Origin of the sequence: Pseudoruegeria sp. SK021 (assembly GCF_002119405.1) — a bacterium.
Lineage (GTDB): Bacteria > Pseudomonadota > Alphaproteobacteria > Rhodobacterales > Rhodobacteraceae > Meridianimarinicoccus.
Window position 1 is genome coordinate 22,090 of record NZ_MTBG01000026.1, and the last position, 23,550, is coordinate 45,639.

A 23,550-nucleotide genomic window follows, 5' to 3' on the forward strand; every position below is an offset into this window, starting at 1 on the left:
TATGACGTCCCAAACCACACCTGCCCCCATCATCCAGATGCAAAGCATTGAAAAGCACTTCGGTTCCGTCATCGCGCTGGCTGGCGTGTCCGTTGACGTCTATCCCGGGGAATGCCACTGCCTTCTGGGCGACAACGGCGCCGGAAAGTCGACCTTCATCAAGACCATGAGTGGGGTTCACAAGCCGACGAAAGGAGAAATCCTGTTCGAAGGTGAGGAAATGCACTTCGACGATCCGCGCGATGCAATCACCGCTGGCATCGCCACCGTCTATCAGGATCTGGCGATGATCCCGCTGATGTCCGTGGCGCGGAATTTCTTTATGGGCAATGAGCCAACCAAGAAGATCGCCGGGATGACCTTCTTTGACCGCAAGGTCGCCGATGAGGTGACAATGCGGGAAATGAAGCAGATGGGCATCAACCTGCGCGGTCCAGATCAGGCAGTGGGCACCTTGTCCGGCGGCGAGCGTCAGACGGTTGCGATTGCCCGCGCGGTTCACTTCGGTGCCAAGGTCCTGATCCTCGACGAACCAACATCTGCCCTCGGCGTGCGTCAAACCGCCAATGTTCTGGCCACCATCGACAAGGTGCGCAAGCAAGGCATTGCCGTTGTCTTCATCACCCACAACGTGCGCCATGCCATGGCTGTCGGCGACCGGTTCACGGTCCTCAACAGAGGCAAGACCTTGGGCACGGCCAAGCGCGGCGAGATCGGCCCCGAAGAACTTCAGGACCTGATGGCTGGTGGTCAGGAACTGGTTGCTCTTGAAGGCAGCCTTGGCGGAACGGTCTGACACGCCTCAATCAACGACCGGAGCATCGCCGCTTTGACCGCGGCGGTGTTCCGATTTGGCCCGGATTTGATCCACCAGATCATCCCCGGCGGCGAGGCGTAGCAGTGGTTATTCGTTTCGATGCGTCATCGCCATCACGGCCATCGCCGGCAGAGTCAGTATAGCCTGCGCCTGGGCCACTCGTTCAGGCGTGTAATACGCCTCTTCGTGCAAGATATTTACCGTTGCCACCATCTTACCGCCCAAGATAATCGGCAGGTTGATGACAGAGCCGCATCCCAGCTTTCCGATCAATTCGGAATCTGGAAAAACCGTTGCAATATCGGCAAGGGTGTTGGCGACGAAGCATTCGTGGCGGCCATGAACCTGTTCAAACCATCGGTTGATTTCAATAGGCTTGCTGCCGGAGGTCGGATAATTGACCGCATCGTCGGTATACGCGCGGCGGGCCAACATTGCCTGCATGTCGGCGGTCATCACGGTGAACAGCTTCGCACCCACTGTCGCCTTCGTCAAAGCACACAGCGCGTCATAGGCTTCTATGTCCGTTGTGGCTGCCGACAGCGCAGTTTCAAATGCTTTGAGGGCGTTGGTCGGGTCGGTCATGCCATTTCCTTGCGATCTGGATTGCCACCTGAAGCGGCGTAGAGAGATTGAGAATAGGGATCGGTGAAGCTGCCATCATGCAAGGCCGAGGCCGGGGCGATTTCCACGATACGGCCTTTGTTCATCACCGCCATGCGATCACACATGAAGCTGACAACCGGCAAATTATGGGTGACCATCAGATAGCTCAGCCCTTGCTCGCGGCGCAGCCTTTTCAGCAGGTTTAGAATTTCCGCCTGAACCGAGACATCCAGCGCCGAGGTCGGCTCATCTAGCAGCATCACCTTTGGCTCAAGCATCAAGGCACGCGCGATGGCGACCCGTTGGCGTTGCCCGCCCGACAGTTGATGCGGAAACCGGAAGCGAAAGCGTTGATCCAGCCCAACCGCGGCCAACATGTCGATCACACGCGAGTTCCGGTTGCCAAGCCCGTGGATCAGCAAGGGTTCTGACAGAACGGTATCGACCGATTTCCGGGGATGGAGCGAGCCATAGGGATCTTGAAAAACCATCTGGCATCGGGTGGCCACGTCGCGATCTACCTTGTGACTGCGCGCCTGCCCGAGAATTGAAATCTCGCCCGTCCAATCGGGGGCAAGACCGGCGATGGCTTTGAGAACGGTTGACTTTCCCGACCCGCTTTCGCCCACCAAGGCAAAGCTTTCGCCTTCGGCGACATCGAAGGTCACATCGCGAACCACCTTTTTGGATTGATAGGAAATGTCGAGGTTCTTCAGGGAAATCGCACTCATGTGCCGCTCCATGCGCTGCGGTCCAAGACGGGAAGCTCATCGCGCGTCTCTTCCATTCTCGGGACGGCTGCCAACAGGCCGCGCGTATAGGGATGCGTCGCCTCATGCAGGTCTTTTGCGGCGCAGCTTTCCACAACCTTTCCCGAATGCATCACCAGAATACGGTCGCAATAGCGGGCCACAAGGTTCAGGTCGTGCGAGATTAGGATGAGGGCCATGCCCTTATTGCGGACCAACTCATCAATCAAGTCCAACACCTGCGCCTGCACCGAGACATCCAACGCCGAGGTCGGCTCATCCGCGATCAGCAGATCGGGCTGCGGGATCAGCATCATCGCGATCATGATCCGCTGTCCCATACCTCCGGAAACTTCATGAGGGAACAGGCGCACAACCCGTTCGGGTTCATTGATCCGGACCGAATGCAGCATCTCAATGACCCTTGCGCCCACATCCTTGCGGGCAAGACGTTCATGGGTCCGAAGGGCTTCAGCGATTTGATCACCGACCGTCATCACTGGGTTCAACGAGAACTTTGGATCTTGCATGATCATCGAAATCCGCGCGCCCCGCAGCTTCCGCATTTCCCTCTCTGACAAGGTTGTCAGGTCCAGACCGTCAAACATCATGCGATCGGCACTTTGATGCCCGGGGCGACGGATCAATCGCAAAATCGCCCGCCCGGTCATTGATTTGCCGGACCCACTTTCACCCACAATGCCCAGCCGTTCCCGGCCAAGATCAAAGGACAGCCCTTTGACCACGTCTGCACGCCCAGCCGGGGTTGGAAAGCTCACCCGCAGGTTTTCGACACTTAGCAGCGGCGCGGTCATGACTTGCCACCCTGCTTGGGGTCCAGAACATCGCGCAATCCATCCCCTAAGAAACAAAAGCCCAGAGAGACGAGGATGATGGCAAGCCCGGGCATTGTCGCGACCCACCATTGGTCAAGAATAAAGGTCCGGCCCCGCGAAATCATTGCGCCCCATTCCGGCAATGGCGGCTGCGCCCCAAGCCCCAGAAACCCGAGGCCCGCAGCGGTCAAAATGATCCCCGCCATGTCCAGCGTGACCCGCACGATCATTGATGATGTACACAACGGCAAGACGTGACGGACAATGACCCGGCTATGCGAGGCACCCAACAGACGGGTCGCCGAGATGAATTCTGAGTTGCGAAAGGTCAGCGTTTCGGCCCGCGCGATCCGGGCATAGGCTGGCCATGAGGTGATCGCGATGGCGATGATCGCATTTTCAATCCCCGGCCCAAGCGCTGCGACGAAGGCCAACGCAAGGATCAGCTTGGGCATGGACAGGAATACATCCGTCACGCCCATCAGAATTTTGTCGGTCCAGCCGCCAAAATATCCGGCAATGGCTCCGATCAAAAGCCCCAACGGCGCAGAGATCACCGCCACCAGCGTTACGATCATCAAGGTAATGCGCGCGCCATAAATGACGCGGCTGAAAATATCGCGGCCCAGTTCGTCCGTGCCCATCCAATGCGCTGCTGACGGCGGCAACAGGCGGGCGCCAAGATTCTGGCCAAATGGGGTGTGGGGCGCGATCCATGGGGCAAAAATGGCTGCCAATAGCAGCATCGATAGGATCACCATGCCGACCACAGCCAACGGGTTGCGCATAAGCGCCCCCATCATCCGGTAGCCATTGCCGAGATTTGCCTGAAGCTTTGAATTGGGCGAGTCGGCGAGAAGCCAAGTCCGAGCTGTGGTCATCATGCCCTCCTATCGGCTGCGCGGATCAAGGACGCGGTACAGCACATCCGAGAGCTTGTTGATGAGAATGAAGACTGCCCCGATGACCAACGTGGCCCCAAGCACCGCGTTCATATCAGCATTCAGCAGCGCCACCGTCAGGTAATTTCCAATCCCCGGCCAGCTGAACACAGTCTCAATCATCACCGATCCTTCCAGCAGCGCCGCGTAGGACAACCCAATGACAGTAATCAACGGCACCCGAATCGGGCGGAACCCATGGACCCAGATGACCCGCCATTCCGAGACGCCTTTGACCCGGGCGGTGGTGATGTATTCTTGGCTAAGCTGGTCCAGCATGAAACTGCGGGTCATGCGCGCGATATAGGCCAGCGAAAAGAACCCTAGGATTGTTGCCGGCAGGATCAAATGGTCCAGTGCGTTCCAGAACACTTGCCAATCCCCGGCAAGCGCGGCGTCCACCAGCATCAAACCGGTTCGGGGTTCGACAAGGCCCTCATAGAAAATGTCGACGCGTCCCGGTCCGGCCACCCAGCCAAGTGTGGCGTAGAAAAGCACGAGGCCAACCAGCCCCAACCAAAACGCCGGCACCGAATAACCGAGTAGGGCAAACACTCGGATGACCTGATCGACCCATGTTCCTTTGCGCGCCGCGGCCCAGACCCCCATTGGCACACCCAATCCGACCCCAATCGCGATGCCAAGCGTCGCCATTTCCAACGTGGCAGGAAACACGCGGGCCAGATCATCAGCAACAGGCCTGTTGGTCGACACAGACCGCCCCAGATCGCCTTGGAACACATCGCCGACATACGACAAGAATTGCACGATCAGCGGCCGATCCAGCCCCATCGCAACTTTGGCCGCATCGTATTGTTCTTGGGTCGCGCGGTCGCCAACCACCGACAGCACCGGGTCGATCGGGATGACCCGGCCAATGAAAAAGGTGATCGCCATCAAGCCCACAAACGTCAGCAGCGTGACCACGACAAAGCCGCCCAACGCACCGAGGGTGGTTTTCAGCCTGCGTGATTTCGTTCCGTCTGTGCTCATGGGCGATGACCCCTTTCCGACATCCGCAGGTCTAGCGTTGCTTGCGCCCAAGTGACGAGCGGGCCGAGTTTGGCAGTCGCCGCGCGGTTTGGTGACAAGGACATAAGACAAATTTCTGCCACACAAAAATAATTTTATCTATACAAAAATAATTTTTGCACCTTTCGCCGGAGTATGTCAGCCTGTGCAGGATCGTCCCCAAAAGAAGGATGAACACTGATGAGCGCAACAAAAACCAGATCCGAGCCGCAACTCGGACCCGCTATCCGCAAGCGTCGCAAACAAATGCAGCTGACTCTAAAGGATTTGGGCAAAAAATCTGGCGTATCGGTGGGCTATCTGAGCCAAGTCGAACGCGACAACGCAACCCCATCTCTGGGGACCTTGGCGCAGATCTCGGATGCGCTGGATGTCGGGCTGGAGTATTTTGTCGTCGCGTCGAAGCCGTCAGACGGACTGACCCGAGCCGGACATCGGCCAAGTTTTTCTGTGGCGGATTCGTCGCTGACCTATGAATCCCTCGCCACCAATTTTCCCGGGTCTGACCTGTCGAGCTACATTCTGCATGTTCCAGCCGGATACCGATCTGAAACCGTGTGCCATGCGGGCGAAGAACTCATCTATGTGCTGGACGGTGTGATCGATCAAAGCCTCGGCGATCAGACCTTTCGTATGACGTCCGGCGACTGCCTGCATTACAGCGGCCAGACCCCGCATTCGTGGCGCAATCCCACAGACAATCCGGCGCGTCTTTTATGGACCGGCACTTTGGCCGTGCTCAGCCGAACCGGCGCACTGAAGCACACTGAAACACCCCACAAACAAGAGGCGACAGAAGTCCCCGATCCTATTTCCTCAGCCATCTGACAAGGAGCACCCTTTGAAATCCCTTAGATCCACACTTTTGGCCAGCGCCCTGATCCTGCCGCTTGCAGCCCCGGCCACCTTCGCTGCAACCCCGGATGGGGTTTTGGTCGTCGCCCAAAACATCGATGACATCGTCGCCATCGACCCGGCGCAGGCCTATGAGTTTACCTCGGGCGAGTTGGTCACGAACCTCTATGACCGCCTCGTGCAATATGACGCGGCCGACACCACGACGTTGGCGGCCGGTCTTGCGTCGTCTTGGGACGCCGATGCCGAGGCGAAAACGATCACCTTTACCCTGCGGGATGGGGCGACATTTGCCTCCGGCAACCCGCTGACAGCGGAAGACGTGATCTATTCGTTCGGACGGGTCATCAAGCTGAACCTGACACCGGCGTTTATCCTGACCCAACTTGGCTGGACGCCCGAGAATATCGACGCAATGGTCACCGGCGAAGGCGATACGGTCACCGTCAAATATGAAGGCGACTTCTCGCCTGCGTTTGTGCTGAACGTTTTGGCGTCTCGCCCTGCCTCCATTGTCGATAGTGTCTTGGTCAAAGAGAACGCGATCGATGGCGATATGGGCAACGCATGGCTGAACGAGAACGCCGCCGGGTCTGGGCCCTTCGTTCTGGATCGCTACGCGCCGGCACAAATGATCCGGATGCGCGCGAATGACACCTATTTCAACGGGGCGCCGAAGATTGATAGCGTGATTATTCAGCACGTTGCCGAAGCGGCCACTCAGCAACTGTTGCTTGAACAAGGCGACGTCGATCTGGCGCGCAATTTGACCCCGGACCAGATCGCCTCGCTGGATGATGACGACATCAAGGTCGAAACCTTCCCGCAGGCCGCCGTGCATTTTCTGTCGTTCAACCAGAAAACCGAAAGCCTGACCAACCCGGCCGTGTGGGAAGCCGCGCGATATCTTGTCAACTACGAGGGCATGACGGACACCATCATCAATGGTCAAATGGAAACCCACCAAGCCTTCTGGCCAAAAGGGTTCCCCGGCTCTTACGATGAAACCCCGTTCACCTATGATCCGGCAAAGGCGAAAGAGATTCTCGAAGCCGCAGGCATCACCGAACCGATTACTGTCTCGCTGGATGTCATCAACGCAGCCCCGTTCACCGATATGGCACAATCGCTGCAGGCCAGCTTTGCCGATGCTGGGATCAACTTTGAAATCCTGCCCGGAACCGGTGCTCAAGTGATCACCAAATATCGCGAGCGCACCCATCAGGCGATGCTGCTCTATTGGGGTCCCGACTTCATGGACCCGCATTCCAACGCCAAAGCCTTCGCCTATAATTCCGATAATTCGGATGCGAACTATGCGGCGACCACAACATGGCGCAACGCGTGGGCGGTGCCGGATGAGATGAATAAAAAGACCATGGCTGCGTTGTCGGAAACGGATCCTGACACCCGTCTCGACATGTACCGCGAGTTGCAAAAAGAGGTTCAGGAGACATCGCCAATCGTCATCATGTTTCAAGCGGCCTATCAGGTGGCAATGGACGAAGATGTCACCGGCTATGTGAACGGCGCGACCTCGGACTTTGTCTACTACCGCCTCGTCGAAAAAGACTAACAAACAGGGATCGGGTCGGCGGTATCACCGGCGACCTGATCCACCCTCTGCCTCTCAGAACAGTGATCCCCTAACAACCCGGAGCCCAATATGACCGCCACGTCCCGCACGAATTCCCGCCTATCCGATTTGCGGGCGCGGATGGTTGAGACCAGCACGGATCTGGTCGCGCTTGGCCCGTCAAGCCATATGGCGTGGCTGTCGGGCGTCCATCCGCATGGCGACGAACGCCCCGTGTTGCTGCTTGTCAGCCAAGACTATGCTGGCTTCCTGATGCCTGCGCTGAACGGGGCTGCCGCACGGCAATCAACCGATTTGCCCTTCCATGCGTGGCGCGATGACGACGGTCCCACCGGCGCGCTGAACGAACTTCTGGCGGCCTGCAAGGCAACCGGCCCTCGCCTCAAAGTGGCGCTGGATGAAACAATGCGCACAGATTTCGCGTTGCGCCTGCTCGATGCGATGGATGCGCCATCCCGTTGCTTCACGGAAGATACCGTTGGCGTGCTCCGCGCCTCGAAAGATGCCGCCGAATTTGATGCGATCAAAGCCGCTCATTTGCTGAACGATCTGGCAATGACAGCCGCCTTTGATGCCCTGACCATCGGCGTTACGGAACGTGAGATTCAGGCCGTGATCGCCGCCTCTTACAAAGCCCATGGGGCCGATCTGGAATTCTGTTCGGTTTGCTTTGGCGCATCAGGAGCGTTCCCGCATCACTATTCCAGCAATGCGAAACTGACGCCGGATACGGCCGTGCTGATCGACACCGGCTGCCGCCTCAATGGATATCCGTCGGACATGACACGATGTGGATTTTTCGGCACACCGACCGAACGCTATAAAAACGTGTTCGATACCGTGGAACGTGCCGTGCAAGCCGCCTTGGCTGCGGCAAAGCCCGGCGTCAAAGCCTGTGACGTTGATAAAGCCGCCCGGGATGTCATTGCCGCGGCGGGCTATGGCGACAAGTTTTTACACCGGACCGGTCATGGCCTTGGCATCGATATTCACGAACCGCCCTATATCGCAGGAAACTCCACAGCCGTGCTGGCCAAAGGCAACGTTTTCTCGATCGAGCCGGGCATCTACATCAGCGGCAACTTCGGCGTTCGCCTCGAAGAAATCGTCATCCTCGACGACAGTGGCCCTGAAATTTTCTCTGAAATGCCTCGGGACATGATCCGGCGCCCATGAGTTCCTGAGAGGGTGTCGTAAATTTGGGTATCGCGTCAACTGAACTCAATCAGCTCTGACGCGATTTCGGCCAAATGAATCGATGCTTTCCACGCCCTTGCAAGCATCATCGGGCTCCGCATCATGGGGCCGGATGGACATGCCTGCACGACGACCAAACAGCCCGGAAACGCGCTTGATCTTGCCAGACAGGCCGAAGGTGGGCGGCTTTTGCGCTGACCGTAACAGGCCTCTCCTGCCATTCCCTTAGCCGACCGTCTTACCGCCGTTCTCAGCGTCGCCGTGACGCTTGCAGTAGATTGCATCCGCCTCTACGACTTTTATAAGCGCCAGCATATGGGCAAGCAGGGTCAGCCACCCCCGGTTCCGATCGCGAAATCAGGATCTGATAGGGTGGCGGTGCAAGCCGTATCGGTGGACGCGAAATATTAGGGGGAGGGTGCCTTGAAAGGCCTTATTCAGTTCAGTCGTGGAATCGACCGGATGACGACGTGGATCGGACAGGGCGTTTCCTGGTTGATCCTCGCCGCCGTCCTCGTCAGCGCCACGAATGCCGTAGTCCGCAAGGCGTTCGACCTATCGTCCAATGCCTGGCTTGAATTGCAATGGTATCTGTTCGGCGCTGTCTTCATGCTGGCCGCCGCCTGGACATTGCAGAAGAACGAACATGTCCGGATCGACGTGATCTCGTCACGGTTAAAACAACGAACCCGGATTTGGATCGACCTGATCTGTCACATCGGGTTCCTGATGCCCTTCGCGACACTGATGGTCTGGCTCTCGTGGCCCTTCTTCTGGCGATCCTGGAGCTCGGGTGAGCAGTCAATGAATGCTGGTGGGCTGATCCTCTGGCCTGCTAAATTTCTTGTTCTATTAGGTTTTATCATTTTGATTATGCAGGGCATATCCGAGATCATCAAGACCGTGGCGATCCTACATGGGGATCTCCCTCCTCCCGGCGATAGCGACGAAGATCACCTTCCTCCTGAACTGCGCGAACATGCGCATTTCGTCCACCAGATTGACGAGGGACAAACGTCCGGAGGTCGCGCCGATGCTTGAGCTTATTGCCCACAACCTTGCCCCAATCATGTTTGCCACTGTGATGGGCATGCTGCTGATCGGCTATCCGGTGGCACTGACGCTGGCGGCAGGAGGCCTGTTCTTTTTCGTCGTCGGCGTGGCGCTTTCGGAAATCGCGCCGTCGCAAATCAATCTTTTCTGGCCGTTGCTCGGGGCCCAACCGGAAAGGGTGTTCGGCATTATGTCGAACGACACCCTGTTAGCGATCCCGTTCTTTACCTTTATGGGGCTGATCCTCGAACGGTCCGGCATGGCTGAGGATCTGCTCGAGACGATCGGTCAGCTTTTCGGCCCGATCCGCGGCGGACTGGCCTATGCGGTGATCTTCGTCGGCGCGCTATTGGCCGCCACAACAGGCGTTGTCGCGGCTTCTGTGATCGCGATGGGTCTCATCTCGCTGCCCATCATGCAGCGGTTCGGCTATGCGCAATCGGCTGCGACAGGCACCATTGTCGCGGCGGGCACCTTGGCACAGATCGTGCCGCCGTCGCTGGTCCTGATCGTCATGGCAGACCAGTTGGGTGTGTCGGTGGGCGACATGTATCTTGGCGCGATCTTTCCGTCGCTGATGCTTGTGGCGTTCTACTGTTTGTACATCTTTTTCCTGTCTTGGGTCCGGCCTGACATGGTTCCTGCCCTGCCCGAATCCGAGCGCACGCTGGGAAAAGGCATCCGGTCTCTGCTCGCCTCGTTTGTTGCGGCCTTGGCTATTTATTTCGTCGGCGCGCATTGGATTTTTGCCGAAATGACCCCCGCGACCGGGGTTGTCGCCGCGGCTGTAACCGCCGTGCTACTGCCCTTCCTGTTCGCGGTGGCCAATCGCGTCTTTGGACTAAACATCCTGTCGCACCTCGCAGAGCAAGTGATCATCGTGCTGATCCCGCCATTGGCGCTGATCTTTCTTGTGCTTGGGACAATCTTCCTCGGCATCGCCACACCGACCGAGGGCGGCGCAATGGGGGCGGTTGGGGCGCTTCTTCTGGCTTTGGCCAAGAAGCGGCTCAGCTTCACGATCCTGCGCTCGTCACTGGAGGCGACGACCAAACTTTCTGCGTTCGTCATGTTCATTCTCATCGGCGCGCGGGTGTTCGGGCTGACCTTCTATGGGGTCAACGGCAACGTCTGGCTTGAAGAGTTGCTGCTGAAGCTGCCCGGCGGCGAATACGGCTTCTTGGCTGTGGTCACAATTGTCGTGTTCATCTTGGGGTGCTTCCTCGACTTCTTCGAGATCGCCTTTATCTTGGTGCCGTTGCTGGCACCGGTTGCCACCACCTTGGGAATCGATCTGATTTGGTTCGGGGTGATCCTGGGGATTAACCTGCAGACCAGTTTCCTCACCCCACCCTTCGGCTTTTCATTGTTCTATCTGCGGTCGGTGGCCCCCGCACGTGAATGGCATGATGAAAGCACCGGACGGCGGATGCCGGCGATCCGAACGTCGGAAATCTACAAGGGGGCAGTGCCGTTCATCTTCATCAATGCGCTGATGATCGCGCTGGTCATCAGCTTCCCGTACTTAGTCACACACTACAAATCAGCCCCGGTAACGACCGCTCCTTCAAGCTTTCAGCTTCAGGCGCCAGCTGGCGGAGGGCTTGGCCAGATTCCCATGGGCGGCTTGGGAAGTGGCGGTGCTGATAATGGTGGCGGGTTGGGCCTGCCACCCTTGGGCGGCTTCGGCGCACCCTCTGGCGGATCGGCGCCAAGCGGCAATGACGGCGGGCTGGGCCTGCCACCGCTGGGTGGTGGCACCGGCGGCCCGCCCGCGGGTCTTGGCGGCGCGGATACAGGGAATGGTGGCGGTCTTGGCGGCACTGCGCCTGAGACGCACGATCTCAGCCAACCGCCAAGCTTCAACTAACGGACGTGCAGAAATTGAAAAGGCCCGCCAAATTTTTGGCGGGCCTTTATCTTTATAGGGTCAGGTCTCGCTGAAATTACAGCGATCAGCCGCCCATGTTCAGCGCGCCTTCGCGTTGCTTGTTCATCATGAATGTGTCGAAGCTGTATTCCGAAACCTGCTGCCAGAGGAAGGTTTCTGCGCGGAAGGCCATCATCGAGTCATAGATTTTCTTGAACGCCTCATTCTCGGCATTGATCTCGTCATAGAGCGTGTTTGCCGCCTCGAAGCAGGCTTGCATGACGTCCTGAGGATACGGCCGCAATTGGGTGCCGTTCTGCACGAGTTGCTTCACCGCCGTCGGATTCTTATAGTCGTATTCAGCCATCATTTCTGTGGTCGCGGCCTTGCCCGCTGTCACCAACAGACTCTGGTAGGCTGGCGGCAGTTCATTCCACTTCTCTTGGTTGACGAAGCAGTTGAGGATCAGGTTCCCCTCCCACCAGCCGGGGTAGTAGTAGTAGGGCGCGACCTTGTAGAAGCCGAGCTTTTCGTCGTCATAGGGCCCGATCCATTCGGCGGCGTCGATGGTGCCACGCTCAAGCGCCGAATAGATGTCACCGCCTGCGATCTGCTGCGGCACCGCGCCCAGCTTCTCGATCACGCTACCGGCCAAGCCACCGATCCGCATCTTGAGGCCATTCATGTCGGCGACCGAATTGATTTCCTTGCGGAACCAGCCACCCATCTGTGAGCCGGTATTGCCTGCGGGAATATAGTGAAGTCCCTCGGTGGCGTAGAACTCGTTCAGCAGGTCCATGCCGCCGCCGTAGAACAACCATGCCTGCATGCCGCGCGTGTTAAGCCCGAAGGGCACCGTCGCGCCAAGCGCATAGGCCGGGTTCTTGCCGACATAATAATAGGCGGCAGTATGGCACATCTCGACCGTGCCGTTGGTGACGGCGTCAGCTGCTTGCAGCCCCGGCACGATCTCGCCCGCAGCATAAACTTGGATGGTGAACTGGCCGTCTGTCGCTTCGCTCACGAACTTGGCGACGTCTTCGGCACCGCCATAAATCGTATCAAGCGACTTGGGAAAGGACGATGTACAGCGCCACTGCACCTTGGGCATCGACTGCGCGATGGCCGGTGCAGCCAGCGCCCCAGCTGTGGCCGCAGTCGCTGTCCCTATCGCGCTGCTCGTCAGAAATTTGCGTCTGTCCATATGGCTTTCCTCCTCAATAATACGACGGCGGATCGTGCGCCTGCTCGTTTGACAACGCGCCAAGGATTAGCGGAGCCTCCGGAAATAGCAACCATGCACCGGGCTTGTGTGGCACTCCCCATTTCTTCGACCGGAACTGGCGATTTTAAGGCGCTTCGTTGCGCCTGCGGATCGGATTGCGTGACCTCGTTCCGCTGGATGTCGGTCACCGCCAAGGGCTGAGTGCAGGCGGGCTGGCTGTCGAACCCAAGCCATTTCCGAACAGCGGCGCGGGCCTGAGACCCGGCCTCCCAAGCGTAATGATAGGCGCGATGCGTGCGACAAGACCCGGCGTCATTCGTTTTGCAAATCGGCCCCGAACAGCCCCAAGAAATCGCTCAGCGGAAAGGCGTCGACCCCCTGCCCCAACCTGAGATGCGCCGCCCCACCATGCACGACGATCCGCCTGCTGACAGCAAGATCATCGCACGCAATATGAAACCCGCGCGACAGCCGCGGGGATGTGCTGCGTGTGATGTCAATCGCCCATGTTTCGCCGTTCATCTGCACCAATAGATCAATTTCCGCGCCTGCGGCAGAGCGGTAGAAATGCATCGGCGTGCCCTCAGGCAGGACAGATGCGATGTTCTCGATCACGAACCCTTCCCAGCTATCGCCCTGCTTAGGATGCCCAAGCAAGGTCTCAAGATTTGGAATCTGGAGAAGACTATGCAGCACACCGGTATCGCGGATGTAGATTTTCGGGGCTTTGACCAGCCGCTTGCCCGCATTGCTTTGCCAAGGTTGCAGGCGCCGCACCAACAGCAGATCGACCAGGAGATCCAGATAGGTCTTAACTGTCTTGCTATCCACATCAAGGTTCCGCGCCAAGGCCGCGGCATTTAACAGCCCGCCATCCAGTTGCGCCAACATGGTCCAGAACCGCCGCAGACGCTCGACCGGAACGCGCGGGCCAAACATCGGAATATCGCGTTCCAGATACGTGCGGATGAAATCCTGCCGCCAGCGATCGCTGGCCCGGTCCGTGTCCGCCAAATAGCTGTCAGGATACCCGCCGCGCACCCACAACCTTTCGATCCCCGCGGCCCCGACCTCCAGCAGATTCAATGGATGTATTTCAGAGTATGCAAGTCGCCCGGCCAAGGTTTCGCCAGACTGGCGCAGCAGTTCCGTCGACGGCGACCCTAAGATCAAGAATTGCCCCACGCGCCGCCCTGCCCTGCGGCTATCGTCGATCACAGCGCGCAATTCCTGAAAAATCTCAGGTGCCCGGTGTATGTTATCCAAGATCACCAGCTTGTCGCTGTGTTGGCGAAAATAAGGGCCGGGTTCGGTCAATTTCACCCGGTCACGGTCGCTTTCAAGGTCAAGATATACCGCCGGGCGCTCCTCTGCGATGCCCCGCGCCAGCGTGGTTTTCCCGACCTGCCGCGACCCGAGAATCACAACCGCTGGGTCTCTTTTGAGAAGCTCGGTAATTTCACGATGTTTTTGACGCGCTAACATCCTAGCAATATCGGAACTAAATTCCCGATTTACAAGGTTAAACCCATGACGCGGGCAATCAACACCCGCCCCATCCTGCCGCGCTCCGCCTGCGGTCGTTTTATCTTGCAGGAATCGCGAGAATGGGCAAAGTGAATACGGCAATAACAGAATTAAACGACATTTAGCGTAACTGACTAAATGCGGGGCAGTAGATGAGAGACAGAGAGCAGCGCATCGACAAGCTTGTCGGTGAGCACGCAACCAGATTATCCGAACAGTTGCAAGCGCACCGCGCACAGCTGTTTCCACCCGATGCGCAGCGGACGTTGCGCAAGTTTACCAGCGGCGAAGTCGCTGATTTGCTTGGCGTGAAAGACGCCTATTTGCGCAAGTTGCATTTGGATGGCAAAGGCCCCTCCCCCGAGACTCGCGCCGGTGGGCGGCGGTATTACTCGCCAGAGGATATCCAAGATCTGCGCACCTACCTAGAACGGGGGGCCAAATCGCCGGGGACCTATCTGCCGGGGCGCCGTGAGGGTGATCCGCTTCAGGTCATCACGGTGATCAACTTCAAGGGCGGCTCTGGCAAAACCACAACCGCCGCCCATCTGGCCCAGAAGATGGCTCTTGATGGCTACCGTGTCTTGGCCATCGACCTTGACCCGCAGGCCAGCTTGTCGGCCCTGCATGGCTTTCAGCCGGAATTTGACCTTCTCGACGGTGGCACCTTGTATGATGCGATCCGCTACGAGGATCCTGTTCCGATTCGGGACGTGATTCAAAAGACTTACTTCACCAATCTCGACATCATTCCCGGCAATCTTGACCTGATGGAATTTGAACACGAAACCCCGCGTGCCCTCGTGCAGCGCGACGGCACCATGTTCTTTACCCGGGTTGGCGAAGCCCTCGGCGCGGTCGCAGATGACTACGATGTGGTTGTGATCGACTGCCCACCGCAGTTGGGCTTCCTCACAATGTCGGCCCTGTCCGCCGCCACGGCAATCCTTGTCACCGTGCATCCCCAGATGCTCGACGTGATGTCCATGTGTCAGTTTCTGTTGATGACATCGAACCTGCTTGGCGTTGTGGGCGATGCCGGCGGCGACATGTCCTATGACTGGCTGCGCTATGTGGTCACCCGATACGAACCCGGCGACGGGCCGCAGAACCAAATGGTCAGCTTTATGCGCTCGATGTTCGGGGAGCACGTTCTGAACCACACCGTCCTGAAATCTACGGCGATTTCCGATGCAGGCATCACCAAACAGACCCTCTATGAGGTTGAGAAATCTCAGTTTACCCGCGCAACCTACGAACGAGCGATGGAATCCCTTAACGCTGTCAACGGCGAGATTACGGACCTCATTCAACAATCTTGGGGGCGCAACAATGGCGCGTAAAGACCTTCTCAAAGGCTTGATGACCCCTATTCCTGAGAAGGCTCAGGATCCGGATCCCGATGCCCGGGTGGATATCGCAAAGCCGCGCTACACCAAGGGCGCTATCGGCGCGGTCAGCCAATCCATCGCCGCGTTGAAAAGCCGGGCCTTGACCGAAATCGATCCCCAAATGATCGATGCCGGCGGTCTGACAGATCGCATCGATTTCGAAGACGAAGACCATGCCAGCTTGATGGAATCCTTGCGCACATACGGTCAACAAGTCCCCATCCTTGTCCGGCCCCACCCTGACCATGACGGCCGTTTTCAGATCGTCTATGGCCGCCGCCGGGTTCTGGCGCTGCGGGAATTAGGCATTCCAGCAAAGGCCATGATCCGTGACTTGGACGATGCGTCCCTGATCATGGCGCAAGGACAGGAAAACAGCGCCCGCAAAGACCTGACCTTCATCGAAAAGTGCAATTTCGCCCGTCAAATGCGGGACGCGGGCTATGATCGCGCAAAGATCTGTGATGCCCTGAGCATAGATAAGACACTGATATCGCGGATGTTATCGGTCGTTGATCGCATCGATATTTCGGTCATTGAGGCAATCGGGTCGGCCCCCTCGATCGGACGTGATCGCTGGTTGACCTTAGCAGATTTGATCGAGAAAACCGATCTTGATCCGGGCCAGATTGCCAAAGAACTGACGGTTTTGGCGCGTGGTGACAAGTCCGTCGACCGGTTCGAGGCAGCAATCGCAATCCTCAGCCAAGACACTGCACCGTCGACGCCCAGGATGCCGGCCAAAGGTCCGCGCGCCAGCACACAGATCGTAAAAAGCGCCACCGGCCTGCCAATCGGGCGGGTGACTGCAAAGTCAGACGCCGTGATTCTGACCCTGCCCCGTGACGGCAATGGTGGATTTGAGGATTGGCTCATCGATCATCTTAAAGAATTTCATCGCCAATGGGTGTCCCAGAACGATGAAAATAACGGTCCACAATAAGGACCATCCGAGCAGTAACCAAAGGAGGCACGAAAAGGCAGACCAGAAAAGAAAAAGCCCCTCGAAAGGTCACATGTGATCCCACCCGAGAGGCCTGTTTGGTATCTAAGCAATTCCGAACGTAAGGCTTCGTGGTGACTGTTGTCAACCAACGTCTTTGGGCGAACGCTTTTCCTTTGTCTCGTGGACATTGATGGAACGACTTACAACGACGCCCTTTGGGCGGCGGCCGATGTCGGCTGACCTTATTTCACAGGCCGCAACTGCAAGCGGTTGCCCAGATCTCTCGCACACTGACAAATGGGAGGTCTTCCGACAGATTTGCACTGCCCGTGTTGCGTTGGGTGTAACGGACCGGGCTCTGACCGTTCTCAACGCCTTGCTCAGCTTCTACCCCGAGGTCAAACTCAGCGATCAGGCTTCATTAATCGTTTTCCCGTCAAACCGTACGCTCGGTGAGCGGGCGCATGGCATGGCCGAAAGCACCTTGCGCCGTCATCTCGCGGCCTTGGTTGCCGCAGGCCTGGTCTGGCGCCACGACAGTCCGAACGGCAAGCGATACGCGCGCCGCAACCGTGACGGCGACATGACCCGTGCCTTCGGCTTTGATTTACGCCCCCTCCTGCTGCGCGCCGCAGAGTTCGCACAAGCCGCACAAGCCGCTGAGGACGCCGCAGAGCGCCGACACCGCATCCGCGAGCAGATCACGCTGACCAAGCGCGACGCCCTTAAGCTGGCGTCCTATGCGCAAGAGCAAGGCATGCCCGGTGACTGGGCCGATATCCTCGCCGCCCTTATGGACGTTCACAAAGCCATGCGCCGAAATTTAGTCATCGATCAACTTGAGAAGTTGCTATCGACAACCACCCGTATTCTAGACCACGTCACCACATCTCTTCGCCCTGAATCAGAAGAACCAAGCGGCTGTGACAGTCAAAATGAGCGGCACTATCAGAATTCAGATACATACTATTCTGTTTCTGAACAGAGCTTAGACAAACCCGACACATCCATAGACGCTCCGTCTGCCCAAAACCCTAAAAAAGACCAAACCCCGCGTCCGCTACCCAAACTCCCCCTTCACTTGGTTCTCAAAGCCTGCCCAGACATCGAACCCTACCTGATCGACGACATTCGTCGTTGGCACGACCTGATCAAAACCGCCGCATTGCTTCGTGGCATGATGGGTATCAGCCCCACAGCATGGGACGAGGCCCAAACGACGATGGGTCCAGAATCTGCTGCAGTTGTTGTCTGCTGCATCTTGCAGCGGTTTTCCAGCATCCGAAACCCCGGCGGCTACCTCCGTGCGCTTTCCGCCAAAGCAGTTTTGGGTACATTTTCACCCGCACCTATGGTGATGGCTTTGTTAAATGGCGAGCTATCAAAACGATAATTCGGATGTTCGTTGATCAGGGTCAGTTCTGAAAGATTTGCAATCTGCAGGCTGCACGCGGAAATCCGGTTGCCATGGTCGTCCCGCGCGGATCAGATTGAAAGAGCGGATGTGCGTCAGCGCATTAAGATGACCTGCCGTCTAACCGGTCGATCGCCAGATTTACCCGGCGATGATCTCAGTGAAGTAATGGCTCGTCCGCACAAAATTTCCTGCCTGGGGTCCTTCTGGCGCCAGTCTCATAATATAGGCTATCGTGGTTTTGGATAATTTGTCCGTGCAAACTTCTCTCGAAGGCGGTATCTTCTGTGAAATGTCCGTAAATCTCTTCAATCTTGGCGGGCAGCGAGTCTTCCTCAATGTTGCCGCACAGGCGTCAAAGCGGAAGCCCTCAGCTCTGGTTGACAGCTGTCAACTTTCCCAACTGGCATAAGGCAGGGTTTGATGCCGACCTGACAGGCAGGAATGCAGGCGTGCCTGGCGAATTAGGGTGTTCTATTATCGCTGTGCATCTCCATCAGGTCGATGCCTTACAAGCCGCGCCTCTATAACCGCCAGCATCATATCTCCCACGCGTGACCGGGTGATACTTACGTCTAAGACCTCGGCCCGCGGCGTCGGCGGCGCGCATCGATGACCATCTCATCGCCGGACTTAAGCCCATACTTAGGCATACCCCTAAGTATTTATGCTTATGCTAAAACGGCGGCTCGAAGGGGACAGCCCAGACGACCAAGACCACGGTGCTCACCAAAATTCGCCGAAGCATCTAAAAGTCTGACTATTCAAGAACTGAGATCGAAGATGGAATGAAGACGTCTTGATGAAATAGGTCGAAATCCATTTTATTTCCTCAAAGGGGTCGTTCCGAGGCCACTTTGTTTATTAAAATAGCGTTGCGGGCAGGGGGCGAACACCGACCAGTAGACTAACGGTTGTCTGCCTCAGCCCAACAGGTCAGTTGCAGGATTGTCGGTGATCTCGACATCGTCGTAGTAGCGCATCGCCTGCACCATCGACCGGTGCAAGCTGAGGCGCATCGCCGCTTGAATGGGCGCACCGTCCAGCGCCGCCTGTGTCAGAAATCCAGCCCTCAATCCATGGGCTGAGGCATGGGCTGCTGGCAGCCCTGCGGTGACCAAACGCGCCTTGACGATGCCGCCGATGCCGGCCGGGGTTAACCCTCGATCCAGCACCCGCCCGGATTTCGACACCGCACGAAACAGGAAGCCGTCTGTGATGCCGCCAGCATCGATCCAAGCGACGAGCGCGCGGGCAGGGCGGCCCTTGAGGATCAGCTTTGGGGTAGCGCCCCGGACGGTGGTCTTGGTCTCCAGTAGTTGCAGCGTAAGAACGCCCGTCCTGTCATAGTCTTTCAACGAGATGTCTTCACGGCGCAGTGCTGCCAGTTCCGAGCGCCTCCGGCCGCCCGAGCCGAAGCCCGTCATCAGAACGGCCTGATCGCGCAGCGCCCGTAAGCCGTCGGGGTCATAGGCATCGGGTCGGCAGGAGGACAGCATCGCGTCCAGCACCTCACGGGCGATCGGATGAGCGGATTTGGGTGCCTTGGCGCGGGCTTCTGCATTGCGGCCCTTGGCGCGGGCCTGTTTCACCAAGGGCGCCTCGAACGGGCTGTCGAGATTGCGCATGCGATGGAAGGCCCTCCAGGACGCAATGCGCCGGTCCAGCGTCGCCGGGGCAGGGGAGTTGAGCGTTTTGCGGAGGCCCGCCGCGATCAGAACCTCGGCCGTTACGCGCCCACCGTCTTGTTCAGTGGCAATCGAGAGATCACGGCTATGATCAAGCACGAAGCGGAGGGCGACTTGCTCGTCCTCCGGCCAGGTCGGCGCACGACCGACGTAGCGCGAATCCATCCATGCTGTAATGTAGATCAGGTCGCGCTCGTAAGCCCGCAGCGTGTTAACAGGGGTGCCGCGCACATAGAGATTGTGGAGCGCGGCACGATCTTCTTCCGAGAGCACCAAAGCGTTCTCATGCAGGATTAGGGATGGTGCGGGAAATTGGCTCATCTGGGTGATTTCCTAAAGCTTCTGATGAATTCAGGAATTTTCAGCGAAGGATAACAAGACCAGTAATAATGGCACCTTATCGAAGGTAATGTTGGGTGTAGAGGTGAGACTGATATGATCCGCATAAACTTAAAATGATGCGCAATATGGCAGCTAAGTTATTGAATAAGTATCGAATTTTTTTCGACTTTGCCCATATTTCCGGACGGTTCGGAACCGGGTGTAGAGGTTTGCGACCAGAGGGGGTGCGCGCGGTTTTCGTGCGATGGAGCCGTCAGCGCAGCCGGTGCAGATATCCGTCAGACAAAAAAATGGCGGTATCCGGGAGGAGGGGGATGCCGCCAAATCATTAAAAACCGCGATTGAGGACCTTGGTGCACGAAGTTCATCCGAAGCGTAGCTGATCCTTGGTTCTGACTTCGGGATGCTGGGATGCCTTTCAAATTCAACGGATCGCGGCGGGATAAGTTTGCGAAGGCAAAGTCCCGTGTGACGAACTGTGCCGAATACAACGAGGCGCTGCGCCAGCGCGGGGATGTGACGGTCTGGTTCAGCGAGGATGACCTGCGAGCCAGTGGCCGACTGCAAACGTTATGACAGCCTCTGGGGACCAAATCATGGAAAGATCACAGGTGCTGGACGCGATGAGCCAGCTAAAGCTCTATCTCCCCTTTGCGCAGACCGGCGGCCAGCTGCTGTTCCACCTCATCAGCCGTCTCTACGAGCGCACCTCGATCATCGTGACGACCAATCTCGACTTCGGGGAATGGCCTTCGGTCTTTCGGCGACGCCAAGATGACCACCGCGCTCCTCGACCGCCTGACCCATCACTGCGACATCGTCGAAACCGGCAATGAGAGCGGGCGCTTCAAGACCCGTGAATAACCAGGACCACGCTGGCCCGATACGGCTGCGCTGTATGGGGGCTACACCGCATCGGGCCAGCTACCCGTGCGCTCTACGGGGGTCATTTTTGGATGCCGATAGGGGGTCAAGATTGCGTGCCGATTGACAAGGACCGGGCTTTGTCAGGCGTTGTGAAGGTGTGGATTGCGTGGCCTAGCATTACAGTTGCATTTTTCTCTGACGTCTGAATCTCTGAGGTTCCATGGATCGGAGGTCATGGATGACAGGTGCATCAGTCGAGGCGACGCTTGAACTTTGGGCGTCTTCGTTGCGGGAAGTGAAGGGGCGGATGCGACCGTTGTTCACGCAGGAGCGTGTGGCGGCATCAGCGGGACAATTTCTGGACGGCTTGCTGGGGGAAGAAAGGCGCAAGACGGGATGGATGCGTGCGGAAGCGGCTGGTGATCCCGGCCCCTGGCGGCAACAGGCGATCCTGGGTCGCGGATGCTGGGATGCGGATTCTTTGCGCGACATCGTGCGCGATTACGCGCTTGAGACGCTGGCCGATCCCGATGCCGTTCTGGTGATTGATGAGACCGGTTTTCTCAAGCAGGGTAAGGCATCCTGCGGGGTCGGCCGGCAATATACAGGGTCTGCCGGCAAGATCACCAATTGCCAGATCGGTGTGTTCGCATCCTATGTCTCCCGGCATGGTCATGCCTTCATCGATCGGGCGCTCTATCTGCCGAAGGCCTGGACGGATGATCGGGATCGCCTAGTGGCAGCCCATGTGCCGGAAAACATTCGCTTTGCCACCAAGCCTGCACTGGCGCTCACGATGATCGAGCGGGCGATTGCTTCAAACGTGCCGTTTTCCTGGGTGGCGGCCGACAGCGTTTATGGCGTGGGCGACATCGAGATGGCGCTCAAACGCGCAGCCAAAGGCTATGTGCTGGGCGTGAACGCCAACCATTCCTTCCGCTCATGGGGCAAGCCGCTGGCCGTGGCTGGAACCGCCAAGGACATCGCTGAAGCTTTGCCCGAGAATGCATGGCACCGGCTGTCAGCAGGCGCGGGGACCAAGGGCGCGCGCCTACATGACTGGGCCTATCTTGATCTCGCTGATCTTGATGCCGATGATTTCAACGCGGATTTCACCGGTGTCTGGACACGCGGGCTACTGATCCGCAGCAACATCGCCGACGGCGACCTCGCCTTCTTCTCGACCTGGTGTCCGGTTGGCACGCCTGTGGAAAAACTGGTGACGGTGGAGGGGCATCGTTGGGCGATCAAAGATAGTTTTGAGACCGCCAAAAACGAGTTCGGCCTCGACCACAACGAAACCCGCTCTTGGCATGGCTGGCATCGCCACGTCTCGCTGGTGATGCTCGCGTTCGCGATGATGGCCGTCATCCGCAATCGCGCCAATACTCGCCCCTTGGATCCCCAAAAAAAGATGTGGTCGGCATGGCGCAAGACCGCCAACTGATCCGCTGGTCGATGCAGGAAATCCGCCGCATCGCCACCCGCCTCGCACGGCAACAAATTTATCCCGCACATGTCATCGCATGGTCGCTCTGGCGACGCGCTCATCAGGCCGCAGCTCAACAAGCACACTTCAAATCAAAAATGCAACTGTAATGCTAGGGTCAGGATGCATTGATTTCCTGCGCATTGCGTGCTTCACGGCCCCAAAAACGGAGCGGTGACATGAGCAATCTTTTCTGGCTGACCGACGAGCAGATGGCCAAGCTTTCCCCTTTCTTCCCGAAGTCGCATGGTAAGCCCCGGGTCGATGATCAGCGAGTTTTGAGCGGGATTATCTTCATCAACCGCAATGGCTTGCGCTGGCGCGACGCGCCGGAGGCCTATGGCCCTCACAAGACGCTTTATAGCCGCTGGAAGCGCTGGAGCGAGAAAGGGATATTCGCGCGGATGATGGCTGGTCTGGCGGCCGAACACGGCGAACAGAAGACCGTGATGATCGACGCGACATACCTGAAGGCCCATCGAACGGCGACCAGCATGGCCGCTAAAAGGGGGCGTGGTCGCCTGATCGGACGAACCAAAGGCGGCATGAACACGAAACTGCACGCCATCTGCGACAGCCAGGGACGACCGATAGACCTGTTCGTCACTGCCGGTCAGGTCAGCGATTACATCGGCGCACGGGCACTTCTCGATGGTCTGTCAAACGTCAAATGGCTGCTCGGCGATCGCGGCTATGACGCCGACTGGTTCCGAGAAGCTCTACAGGACAAGGGGATACGCGCCTGCATTCCCGGCCGAAAGAAGCGGAAGACCCCAGTCAAATACGACAAGCGCCGCTACAAACGGCGCAACCGGATCGAGAACATGTTCGGCAGGCTCAAGGATTGGAGACGTGTCGCGACAAGGTATGACCGATGTCCAAAGGTCTTCCTCTCTGCCATCGCCCTCGCCGCAACCGTAATCTTTTGGTTATGAATCTTGACCCTAGGTAAACAAGAAGGAGCTTTCATCCAGCACCGACGCGTCTGGAATGCCCTCAAGCAGGATCGTCTGTTCCATGTTGATGTACACAAACGTGTTGTTTGAGAACTTGAAGAACTGCAGGTCGTCGATTGACGTAAAGCCGAAACCAGACATCTCGATCACGT

General features: G+C 57.7%; 21 protein-coding genes and 1 pseudogene. 14 read left to right on the top strand and 8 right to left on the bottom strand.

Going from position 1 to position 23,550, the window contains the following annotated elements:
- Nucleotide 1: 1 nt before the first annotated feature.
- The gene (locus BV911_RS14215) at nt 2-796 is read left to right on the top strand and encodes an ATP-binding cassette domain-containing protein (RefSeq protein WP_086054294.1); all 795 of its coding nucleotides are present in this window, start codon (nt 2-4) and stop codon (nt 794-796) included.
- A 108-nt stretch (nt 797-904) separates the two neighbouring features.
- Here BV911_RS14215 and BV911_RS14220 read toward each other — a convergent pair whose 3' ends face one another.
- Genes BV911_RS14220 through BV911_RS14240 form a run of 5 tightly spaced genes read right to left on the bottom strand, consistent with a single transcriptional unit; the run spans nt 905 to nt 4,942 of the window.
- The gene (locus BV911_RS14220; RefSeq protein WP_086054295.1) at nt 905-1,402 is read right to left on the bottom strand and encodes a GAF domain-containing protein; all 498 of its coding nucleotides are present in this window, start codon (nt 1,400-1,402) and stop codon (nt 905-907) included.
- Complete coding sequence (locus tag BV911_RS14225) at nt 1,399-2,154, bottom strand: ABC transporter ATP-binding protein (RefSeq protein ID WP_086054296.1); 756 nt, start codon at nt 2,152-2,154, stop codon at nt 1,399-1,401. Before BV911_RS14225 ends, BV911_RS14220 begins: the two co-directional genes overlap by 4 nt.
- Nucleotides 2,151-2,987 carry an ABC transporter ATP-binding protein gene (locus BV911_RS14230; RefSeq protein WP_086054297.1) on the bottom strand — a complete coding sequence of 279 codons (837 nt, stop codon included), beginning with the start codon at nt 2,985-2,987 and terminating at the stop codon, nt 2,151-2,153. The genes BV911_RS14225 and BV911_RS14230 overlap by 4 nt, the downstream gene beginning before the upstream one ends.
- Nucleotides 2,984-3,889 carry a nickel transporter permease gene (gene nikC, locus BV911_RS14235; RefSeq protein ID WP_086054298.1) on the bottom strand — a complete coding sequence of 302 codons (906 nt, stop codon included), beginning with the start codon at nt 3,887-3,889 and terminating at the stop codon, nt 2,984-2,986. Before nikC ends, BV911_RS14230 begins: the two co-directional genes overlap by 4 nt.
- Before the next feature lie 9 nt (nt 3,890-3,898).
- Nucleotides 3,899-4,942, bottom strand: a complete 1,044-nt coding sequence (locus BV911_RS14240) for an ABC transporter permease (RefSeq protein WP_086054299.1) — start codon at nt 4,940-4,942, stop codon at nt 3,899-3,901.
- A 219-nt stretch (nt 4,943-5,161) separates the two neighbouring features.
- Between BV911_RS14240 and BV911_RS14245 the strand changes: the two genes are divergently transcribed.
- The 5 genes from BV911_RS14245 (at nt 5,162) to BV911_RS14265 (ending at nt 11,553) form a co-directional block, all read left to right on the top strand.
- Nucleotides 5,162-5,809, top strand: coding sequence for a helix-turn-helix domain-containing protein (locus tag BV911_RS14245; RefSeq protein WP_086054300.1), 648 nt, complete (start codon nt 5,162-5,164; stop codon nt 5,807-5,809).
- Nucleotides 5,810-5,822: 13 nt separating this feature from the next.
- A complete protein-coding gene (locus BV911_RS14250; protein WP_086054301.1) occupies nt 5,823-7,412 on the top strand; it encodes an ABC transporter substrate-binding protein in 1,590 nt (529 codons plus the stop codon).
- Between the two features lie 90 nt (nt 7,413-7,502).
- Entirely contained in the window at nt 7,503-8,609 is a 1,107-nt protein-coding gene (locus BV911_RS14255; protein ID WP_086054302.1) for a Xaa-Pro peptidase family protein, read from the top strand.
- 444 nt (nt 8,610-9,053) lie between these two features.
- The gene (locus tag BV911_RS14260) at nt 9,054-9,671 is read left to right on the top strand and encodes a TRAP transporter small permease subunit (protein WP_086054303.1); all 618 of its coding nucleotides are present in this window, start codon (nt 9,054-9,056) and stop codon (nt 9,669-9,671) included.
- Nucleotides 9,664-11,553: a TRAP transporter large permease subunit gene (locus tag BV911_RS14265; RefSeq protein WP_086054304.1), complete on the top strand. Its 1,890-nt coding sequence runs from the start codon at nt 9,664-9,666 to the stop codon at nt 11,551-11,553. Before BV911_RS14260 ends, BV911_RS14265 begins: the two co-directional genes overlap by 8 nt.
- An 85-nt stretch (nt 11,554-11,638) precedes the next feature.
- Here the strand turns inward: BV911_RS14265 and BV911_RS14270 are convergent, their stop codons facing one another.
- Together BV911_RS14270 and BV911_RS14275 are read right to left on the bottom strand one after the other, a co-directional pair.
- Nucleotides 11,639-12,757 carry a TRAP transporter substrate-binding protein gene (locus BV911_RS14270; protein WP_086054305.1) on the bottom strand — a complete coding sequence of 373 codons (1,119 nt, stop codon included), beginning with the start codon at nt 12,755-12,757 and terminating at the stop codon, nt 11,639-11,641.
- A gap of 333 nt (nt 12,758-13,090) precedes the next feature.
- Entirely contained in the window at nt 13,091-14,203 is a 1,113-nt protein-coding gene (locus BV911_RS14275) for an ATP-binding protein (protein ID WP_240512259.1), read from the bottom strand.
- 254 nt (nt 14,204-14,457) lie between these two features.
- Here BV911_RS14275 and repA point away from each other — a divergent pair, with 254 nt between their 5' ends.
- From repA to repC, 3 genes are all read left to right on the top strand, one after another.
- Complete coding sequence (gene repA, locus BV911_RS14280; protein ID WP_086054307.1) at nt 14,458-15,648, top strand: plasmid partitioning protein RepA; 1,191 nt, start codon at nt 14,458-14,460, stop codon at nt 15,646-15,648.
- On the top strand, nt 15,638-16,639 hold the full coding sequence (gene repB / locus BV911_RS14285) for a plasmid partitioning protein RepB (RefSeq protein ID WP_086054308.1): 1,002 nt from the start codon (nt 15,638-15,640) through the stop codon (nt 16,637-16,639). Before repA ends, repB begins: the two co-directional genes overlap by 11 nt.
- Nucleotides 16,640-16,832: 193 nt before the next feature.
- On the top strand, nt 16,833-18,035 hold the full coding sequence (gene repC / locus BV911_RS14290; RefSeq protein ID WP_086054312.1) for a plasmid replication protein RepC: 1,203 nt from the start codon (nt 16,833-16,835) through the stop codon (nt 18,033-18,035).
- A gap of 944 nt (nt 18,036-18,979) precedes the next feature.
- Here the strand turns inward: repC and BV911_RS14295 are convergent.
- A complete protein-coding gene (locus tag BV911_RS14295; protein WP_086054309.1) occupies nt 18,980-20,065 on the bottom strand; it encodes a tyrosine-type recombinase/integrase in 1,086 nt (361 codons plus the stop codon).
- 432 nt (nt 20,066-20,497) lie between these two features.
- On the opposite strand from BV911_RS14295, the gene BV911_RS19595 reads away from it, so the two are divergent.
- The 5 genes and pseudogenes from BV911_RS19595 (at nt 20,498) to BV911_RS14310 (ending at nt 23,377) form a co-directional block, all read left to right on the top strand.
- Nucleotides 20,498-20,662, top strand: a complete 165-nt coding sequence (locus BV911_RS19595; protein WP_168184088.1) for a hypothetical protein — start codon at nt 20,498-20,500, stop codon at nt 20,660-20,662.
- Nucleotides 20,663-20,727: 65 nt separating this feature from the next.
- Nucleotides 20,728-20,950 (top strand): annotated as a pseudogene (gene istB, locus BV911_RS14300) (IS21-like element ISPkr1 family helper ATPase IstB); the annotation flags it as partial.
- 223 nt (nt 20,951-21,173) lie between these two features.
- Nucleotides 21,174-22,400, top strand: coding sequence for an IS701 family transposase (locus tag BV911_RS14305; protein ID WP_086054310.1), 1,227 nt, complete (start codon nt 21,174-21,176; stop codon nt 22,398-22,400).
- A complete protein-coding gene (locus BV911_RS19600; RefSeq protein ID WP_168184086.1) occupies nt 22,379-22,552 on the top strand; it encodes a hypothetical protein in 174 nt (57 codons plus the stop codon). Before BV911_RS14305 ends, BV911_RS19600 begins: the two co-directional genes overlap by 22 nt.
- A gap of 69 nt (nt 22,553-22,621) precedes the next feature.
- Complete coding sequence (locus BV911_RS14310) at nt 22,622-23,377, top strand: IS5 family transposase (RefSeq protein ID WP_086054311.1); 756 nt, start codon at nt 22,622-22,624, stop codon at nt 23,375-23,377.
- Nucleotides 23,378-23,550: the final 173 nt, after the last annotated feature.

What these genes read in the sequence shown, in the direction of transcription:
- repB (WP_086054308.1), top strand. Translation starts at nt 15,638, where the DNA reads ATGGCGCGTAAAGACCTTCTCAAAGGCTTGATGACCCCTATTCCTGAG.
- BV911_RS14245 (WP_086054300.1), top strand. Translation starts at nt 5,162, where the DNA reads ATGAGCGCAACAAAAACCAGATCCGAGCCGCAACTCGGACCCGCTATC.
- BV911_RS14270 (WP_086054305.1), bottom strand. Translation starts at nt 12,757, where the DNA reads ATGGACAGACGCAAATTTCTGACGAGCAGCGCGATAGGGACAGCGACT.
- BV911_RS14310 (WP_086054311.1), top strand. Translation starts at nt 22,622, where the DNA reads ATGAGCAATCTTTTCTGGCTGACCGACGAGCAGATGGCCAAGCTTTCC.
- nikC (WP_086054298.1), bottom strand. Translation starts at nt 3,889, where the DNA reads ATGACCACAGCTCGGACTTGGCTTCTCGCCGACTCGCCCAATTCAAAG.
- repA (WP_086054307.1), top strand. Translation starts at nt 14,458, where the DNA reads ATGAGAGACAGAGAGCAGCGCATCGACAAGCTTGTCGGTGAGCACGCA.
- BV911_RS14230 (WP_086054297.1), bottom strand. Translation starts at nt 2,987, where the DNA reads ATGACCGCGCCGCTGCTAAGTGTCGAAAACCTGCGGGTGAGCTTTCCA.
- BV911_RS14220 (WP_086054295.1), bottom strand. Translation starts at nt 1,402, where the DNA reads ATGACCGACCCGACCAACGCCCTCAAAGCATTTGAAACTGCGCTGTCG.
- BV911_RS14305 (WP_086054310.1), top strand. Translation starts at nt 21,174, where the DNA reads ATGGATCGGAGGTCATGGATGACAGGTGCATCAGTCGAGGCGACGCTT.
- repC (WP_086054312.1), top strand. Translation starts at nt 16,833, where the DNA reads ATGGAACGACTTACAACGACGCCCTTTGGGCGGCGGCCGATGTCGGCT.
- BV911_RS19600 (WP_168184086.1), top strand. Translation starts at nt 22,379, where the DNA reads ATGGCGCAAGACCGCCAACTGATCCGCTGGTCGATGCAGGAAATCCGC.
- BV911_RS14255 (WP_086054302.1), top strand. Translation starts at nt 7,503, where the DNA reads ATGACCGCCACGTCCCGCACGAATTCCCGCCTATCCGATTTGCGGGCG.
- BV911_RS14295 (WP_086054309.1), bottom strand. Translation starts at nt 20,065, where the DNA reads ATGAGCCAATTTCCCGCACCATCCCTAATCCTGCATGAGAACGCTTTG.
- BV911_RS19595 (WP_168184088.1), top strand. Translation starts at nt 20,498, where the DNA reads ATGCCTTTCAAATTCAACGGATCGCGGCGGGATAAGTTTGCGAAGGCA.
- BV911_RS14240 (WP_086054299.1), bottom strand. Translation starts at nt 4,942, where the DNA reads ATGAGCACAGACGGAACGAAATCACGCAGGCTGAAAACCACCCTCGGT.
- BV911_RS14265 (WP_086054304.1), top strand. Translation starts at nt 9,664, where the DNA reads ATGCTTGAGCTTATTGCCCACAACCTTGCCCCAATCATGTTTGCCACT.
- BV911_RS14215 (WP_086054294.1), top strand. Translation starts at nt 2, where the DNA reads ATGACGTCCCAAACCACACCTGCCCCCATCATCCAGATGCAAAGCATT.
- BV911_RS14225 (WP_086054296.1), bottom strand. Translation starts at nt 2,154, where the DNA reads ATGAGTGCGATTTCCCTGAAGAACCTCGACATTTCCTATCAATCCAAA.